Annotated in this window: 6 protein-coding genes; 1 reads left to right on the top strand and 5 read right to left on the bottom strand. The window is 69.3% G+C overall.

Annotated features, from left to right (window positions below; all coding sequences use genetic code 11):
- From truB to VGD44_RS13930, 4 genes are all read right to left on the bottom strand, one after another.
- Positions 1–794: tRNA pseudouridine(55) synthase TruB (gene truB, locus VGD44_RS13945; protein ID WP_331088038.1), on the bottom strand; the 794-nt coding region annotated here is incomplete at its 3' end.
- Between the two features lies 1 nt (position 795).
- Entirely contained in the window at positions 796–1233 is a 438-nt protein-coding gene (gene rbfA / locus VGD44_RS13940) for a 30S ribosome-binding factor RbfA (protein WP_331088036.1), read from the bottom strand.
- A 99-nt stretch (positions 1234–1332) separates the two neighbouring features.
- Positions 1333–2124, bottom strand: coding sequence for a dienelactone hydrolase family protein (locus tag VGD44_RS13935; RefSeq protein WP_331088034.1), 792 nt, complete (start codon positions 2122–2124; stop codon positions 1333–1335).
- Positions 2125–2159: 35 nt separating this feature from the next.
- Positions 2160–2663 carry a hypothetical protein gene (locus tag VGD44_RS13930; protein WP_331088033.1) on the bottom strand — a complete coding sequence of 168 codons (504 nt, stop codon included), beginning with the start codon at positions 2661–2663 and terminating at the stop codon, positions 2160–2162.
- 57 nt (positions 2664–2720) lie between these two features.
- Between VGD44_RS13930 and VGD44_RS13925 the strand changes: the two genes are divergently transcribed.
- Positions 2721–3248: a GNAT family N-acetyltransferase gene (locus tag VGD44_RS13925; protein WP_331088031.1), complete on the top strand. Its 528-nt coding sequence runs from the start codon at positions 2721–2723 to the stop codon at positions 3246–3248.
- A gap of 140 nt (positions 3249–3388) precedes the next feature.
- Here the strand turns inward: VGD44_RS13925 and infB are convergent.
- Positions 3389–5444: translation initiation factor IF-2 (gene infB, locus VGD44_RS13920; RefSeq protein ID WP_331088029.1), on the bottom strand; the 2056-nt coding region annotated here is incomplete at its 5' end.

Here is a 5444-nt window from a genome sequence, read left to right as displayed (position 1 = left end):
GGAACGAGAACGATCGATCGTCCCTGCTTCAATCGAAAGGCGTCTTCGTCGGTCACGGCCAGCACCGGGATGTCGTCCAGTGCGGTCTCGACCGGAAGCAGGGCCTCCGACTGGCGGGCCTCATAGCCCAATTTCTCCAGACTTTCCAGCGTTACGGCATTTTCTTGCCGGAAGCCGCCAACCCGGGTTCGGCGCAGCGCGCTGACATGTCCGCACGCCCCGAGCGCATCGGCGATATCGCGGACCAGCGCGCGGACGTAGGCGCCCTTGCCGCAGTCCAGCTCCAGCGTGATGTGATCGGCGTCCGGGACATCGGCGACCCGTACGTCGAAGACCATGATCTTGCGCGACGCGAGCTCCACCGTCTCGCCGGCGCGGGCCAGGTCGTAGGCGCGCTCGCCGTCTACCTTGATCGCCGAATAGGCTGGCGGGACCTGGTCGATCTCGCCCATGAAGCGCGGCAGCACCGCGGCCACCTGGTCTGGGGTCGGGCGCACGTCGGACTCGGCCGTCGTCTCGCCCTCGCGGTCAAAGGTCGCAGTCGTGTGGCCCCAGGCGATCGTGAAGCGGTAGCTCTTGTCGGCGTCCACCAGGAACGGGACCGTCTTGGTCGCCTCGCCCAGCGCGATCGGCAGGATGCCGGTGGCCAGCGGGTCCAGGGTGCCGGCGTGCCCCGCCTTCTGCGCGTCGAACAGCCGCCGGATGCGGCTGACGGCGAATGTGGAGGTCAGGTCGTAGGGCTTGTCGAGGTTGATCCAGCCCGAGATCGCCTGGCCCTTCTTGCGCCGGGCCATGTCAGTCCTCGTCCTTCCAGCTGTCCGACGGGGGCTGCGGCCGCAGGTCCTGCGCCACGCGGGGGTCGTCGAACAGCCGCGCCATCCGCGCCGCCTCGTTGAAGCTCTCGTCGTGGCGGAAGTGCAGGTCGGGCGTGAAGCGCAGCTCGATCATCCGGCCCAGGTGGCCACGAACGAACTTCGAGTGCTTGTTCAGCGCCTTGACCACCTCGTCGGCGTTCTCCCCGCCCAGCGGCTCCACGAAGATGGTGGCGTGGCGCAGGTCCGGGTTCACCCGCACCTCGGTGACGGTCACCGAGACGCCGGCCAGCACCGGATCGTTGATCTCCTCCTCGCGGAAGATCTCCACCAGCGCGTGGCGCACCAGTTCGCCCGCGCGAAGCTGCCGCTGCGTCGGGCCCTTGGGGGCCGCGCGGCCATTGGGGTGGGGTCGTTTCATGGAAATCAGCCTTACGAACCTGGCGGGCGGATCGGACGCGACGCGCAGGAAAGCGGCGGCTTCTAGTTCATCTCTCCCGGCGTGTCACGTGCGGCGTGCTCACGCCCCCGTCCGCTCCCGGAAGAACCGGATCACCCGCTGCTCCGCCGCCTTCGTCGGGCCGTCCTCCTTCAGGTGCAGGGTCAGCACCGCGTGCGGCGGGATGAACGCCGGCTGGGCGTCCTCGTCCTCCAGTTCGATCGCCTCGAAGCGGTCGCCGAACTCGCGGCGGTAGGTTTCGAACCGCGCGTCCGGGACCAGCTCGTCGCTCTTGAACCGCAGGCCCACGATGGACAGGTCCTCGGCCGCCAGCCGCCCCTTCACGCAGGCGATCTCCTGCGGCGATGCGCCGATCTGGGCGCTTCGTTTGGCGTTGCCCCGCGCCAAGGGCAGCGAAGGCTGCGACAGCACCGGCGCCACGACGCTCGGATCGGTCATCATCGCCAGCGCGAAGCCGCCGGTAAAGCACATGCCGACCGCGCCCACGCCCTTGCCGCCGCACTCGGCGTACGCGTGGCGCGACAGGGCCTTCAGCCAGTCCACGACCGGGCTCGAGCGGTCGCCGCGCCAGACATAGAACTCGCGCCGGATGCACAGGACGCCCAGCGCCGTGGCCGCCACGTAGGCGCGGCTCACCGGCTTGCCGGGCGTTCCGAACAGGCTGGGGCAGAACACGGTCATCCCCGCCGCGGCCACCCGGTCGGCGAAGCGGATCACCAGCGGACTGAGCCCCGGCATCTCGTGCATCACGATCACCGCCGGCCCGGAGCCCCGCCGGTAGACCGGGTAGCGCCGCCCGCCGTGTTCGAAGTCGAACTTCGTGTAGGCGCTCAGCGCCGCCTCGTGACCCATGCCGCTCTCCCCGGACTGCGGGGAGCCTAGCCCGGTCAGCGCTTCAGGCGCAGCAGGGAAAGATCGCCCGCGAAGCCCGAGAGCCGCCAGCGGCCGTCGGGCCCCTGGGTGAAGATCAGCTGGCACGGCCCGCCCTTCCTCGTCACCGCGCAGACCCGGCCCGGGTCCAGCGGCTGCAGCAGGGTGGAGATGCCGATCACGCCGGGGATCTTCATGTCGCGGCGATAGCCGTACGACTCGGCCACGGCGCGGAACACCTCGGGCCGGATCAGCGCCTCGCCGGCGACCTCGGCGATGCTCGGGGCCAGCACCGCCGCCAGCACCGCCGGGACCCGGCCGTCGCGCCCCGCCTCGGCAACCAGCCGCGCCCGCAGCTCGTACTTGAGTGCGCGCTCGTCCACCAGAGCATCGAAGCTCACCCGGTCGCCGTCGCGGATGGAGATCAGCAGCGCATGCACGTCCGAGGCCGCGTCCAGCTTCTGCACCGTGGCGCACCCGCTGAGAATGAGGGCCATCAGGCCGATCACGAAACCGCGCATAGGCATTCTCCGGGCAAGCTGCGCTAAAACGTCTCCCATAGGGAGGCACAACCGCAGATGAACGGATCTGGGGCCGTAAGGGATCGTCCGATCCTCACCACCGCGCGCATGACGTTCCGCCCGTTCACACGGGACGACCGGTCGCTGCTCGAGGAACTGCACCGCGACCCGGAAGTCGGGCGCTACATGGGGGGCGTCTGGCCCGACGAGCGGATCGCCGAGGCGCTGGCGGCCTTCATCGCGGAACAGGCCCAGTTCGGCCACGCGAAGTGGGTGGCCAACCTGCACGACGGGACGTTCGTCGGCCGCGCCGGGATCAGCCTGTGGGAACCCACGGGTGAGCTCGAGCTGGGCTATGTGCTGAAGCCGCACTACTGGGGCCAGGGCCTGGCCACCGAGGCGGCCCGCGCCATCGCCGACTGGGCCTTCGCCAACACCAGCGTCGACCACATCATCGCCTTCACCGACCCGCAGAACTTCGGCTCGCAGCGCGTGCTGGAGCGCATCGGCATGAAACGCCTCGCCGACCGCGACATGGGCTTCGAGGTCCTGAGCGCGTACTTCGAGATGCAAAGGCCTGGATAATCCCTCCCTCCGGGGAGGGACGGGCCGCACAGCGGCCAGGGTGGGGAAGTGTGAGCCCAGACGCAAACGGGTGGGGACGATCCACACATCCCCACCCGTCTCGTTTCACTCGCCACCCTCCCCGGAGGGAGCGATGGTCTTCAAAGCGACCGCTTCACCTCTTCGAGGTTGAAGCACTCAATGACGTCGCCGGCCTTGATGTCCTGGAAGCCCTGGAAGGCCATGCCGCATTCCTGGCCGGACGGCACCTCGTTGACCTCGTCCTTGAAGCGCTTGAGCGTCTGCAGGACGCCCAGCTCGAGGACCACCACGTCCTGGCGGATGATCCGGACGCGCGCGCCCTTGCGGACCACGCCATCCGTGACCTTACAGCCGGCGACCCGGCCGACCTTCGTGATGTCGAAGGCCTGCAGGACTTCGGCGTTGCCCAGGAAGGTTTCGCGCTGGATCGGCGCCAGCATGCCCGAGAGCACGCCTTTGATGTCGTCGAGCAGGTCGTAGATGATCGCGTAGTAGCGGATCTCGACCCCTTCGCGCTCGGCCAGGTCGCGCGCCTGCTTCGAGGCGCGGACGTTGAAGCCGAGGATCGCTGCGCCGGCGCCTTTGGCCAGCATCACGTCGCTCTCGCTGATCGCGCCGGCGCCTGACAGGATGATCCGCGCGCGGACCTCGTCGGTGCTGATCTTGTCCAGCGAGCCCACGATGGCTTCGGTCGAACCCTGCACATCGGCCTTGATGACCAGCGGCAGCTCCGAGACCTTCTTGTCGGTGATCTTGGCCATCATCTCGGCCAGGGACGCGCCCTGGACCGGGGCGCCGGCCTTCTCACGCTTCAGGCGGGTACGGTAGTCGACCAGCTCGCGGGCGCGGGCGTCGTTTTCCACGACGGCGAAGGGCTCGCCCGGATCGGGCGTGCCGTCGAGGCCCAGGATCTCCACCGGAATGGAGGGGCCGGCCGCATCGAGTTGCTCGCCGCGTTCGTTCAGCAGCGCGCGAACGCGGCCGAAGTTGGCGCCGGCCACGACGATGTCGCCGCGCTTCAGCGTGCCGCGCTTCACCAGCACGGTCGCCACCGCGCCGCGGCCCTTGTCCAGCTTCGACTCGATGACCATGCCGTCCGCGGTGCGGTCGGGGTTGGCCTTCAGGTCCAGCACTTCGGCCTGCAGCAGGACGGCTTCGATCAGGTCGTCCAGGCCCATTTTCTGGGTGGCGGAAACTTCGACCGCCTGGGTGTCGCCGCCTAGGCTTTCCACCACGATCTCGTGCTGCAAGAGCTCGTTGATCACGCGGGTGGGGTCGGCGTCCGGCTTGTCGATCTTGTTGATCGCCACGATGATCGGGGCGCCCGCCGCCTTGGCGTGCTGGATGGCCTCGATCGTCTGCGGCATCACGCCGTCGTCGGCCGCCACCACCAGGATGACGATGTCGGTGACGTTGGCGCCGCGCATCCGCATGGCCGAGAAGGCCGCGTGGCCCGGGGTGTCGAGGAAGGTGACCGCCTGGCCGCCCTCCAGCCGCACCTGGTAGGCGCCGATGTGCTGGGTGATGCCGCCGTGCTCGCCGCTGACCACGTCGGTGGAGCGCAGCGCGTCGAGCAGCGAGGTCTTGCCGTGGTCGACGTGGCCCATGACGGTCACTACCGGGGGCCGCGGCTCCAGGTGATCGTCGATGTCCTCGCCGCCGATGAAGCCCTCTTCGACGTCGGCTTCCGACACGCGCTTCACGGTATGGCCGAACTCGGTGGCCACCAGTTCGGCGGTGTCGTTGTCGATGACGTCGTTGATCTTCAGCATCACGCCCTGACGCATCAGGAACTTGATGATCTCGACCCCGCGGACGGCCATCCGGTTGGCGAGTTCGCTCACCGTGATGACGTCGGGAATGACCACTTCGCGGGCCACGCGCGCCTGCTCGACCGCGCCGCCCTTGCGCTTCTCGCGTTCCCGTTCACGGGCGCGGCGCACGGACGCGAGCGAGCGCATCCGCTCGGCGCCCTCGGCGTCGCCGGCCACGGTCTGGATGGTCAGGCGGCCTTCGCGCCGGGTCGGCGCGCCCTTGGCGCGGCTGATCGCGCCCTTGCCGGGCTCGGCCGCGCGGCGACGATCGTCGTCGTCGCGGCGGTCCATGACCGTGCCGCCGGGCCGTGGGGCCTGGCGCGCGGCGCGTTGCACTTCCGGCGTGGCCGGCGGGGCGTTC

The sequence above is a fragment of the Phenylobacterium sp. genome (assembly GCF_036402295.1).
GTDB lineage: Bacteria > Pseudomonadota > Alphaproteobacteria > Caulobacterales > Caulobacteraceae > Phenylobacterium.
This window is presented reverse-complemented; position numbering and strand designations above follow the sequence as displayed.

Coding starts and splice junctions, on each gene's coding strand:
- rbfA (WP_331088036.1), bottom strand. CDS start 1,233: ATGAAACGACCCCACCCCAATGGCCGCGCGGCCCCCAAGGGCCCGACG.
- VGD44_RS13935 (WP_331088034.1), bottom strand. CDS start 2,124: ATGGGTCACGAGGCGGCGCTGAGCGCCTACACGAAGTTCGACTTCGAA.
- VGD44_RS13930 (WP_331088033.1), bottom strand. CDS start 2,663: ATGCGCGGTTTCGTGATCGGCCTGATGGCCCTCATTCTCAGCGGGTGC.
- VGD44_RS13925 (WP_331088031.1), top strand. CDS start 2,721: ATGAACGGATCTGGGGCCGTAAGGGATCGTCCGATCCTCACCACCGCG.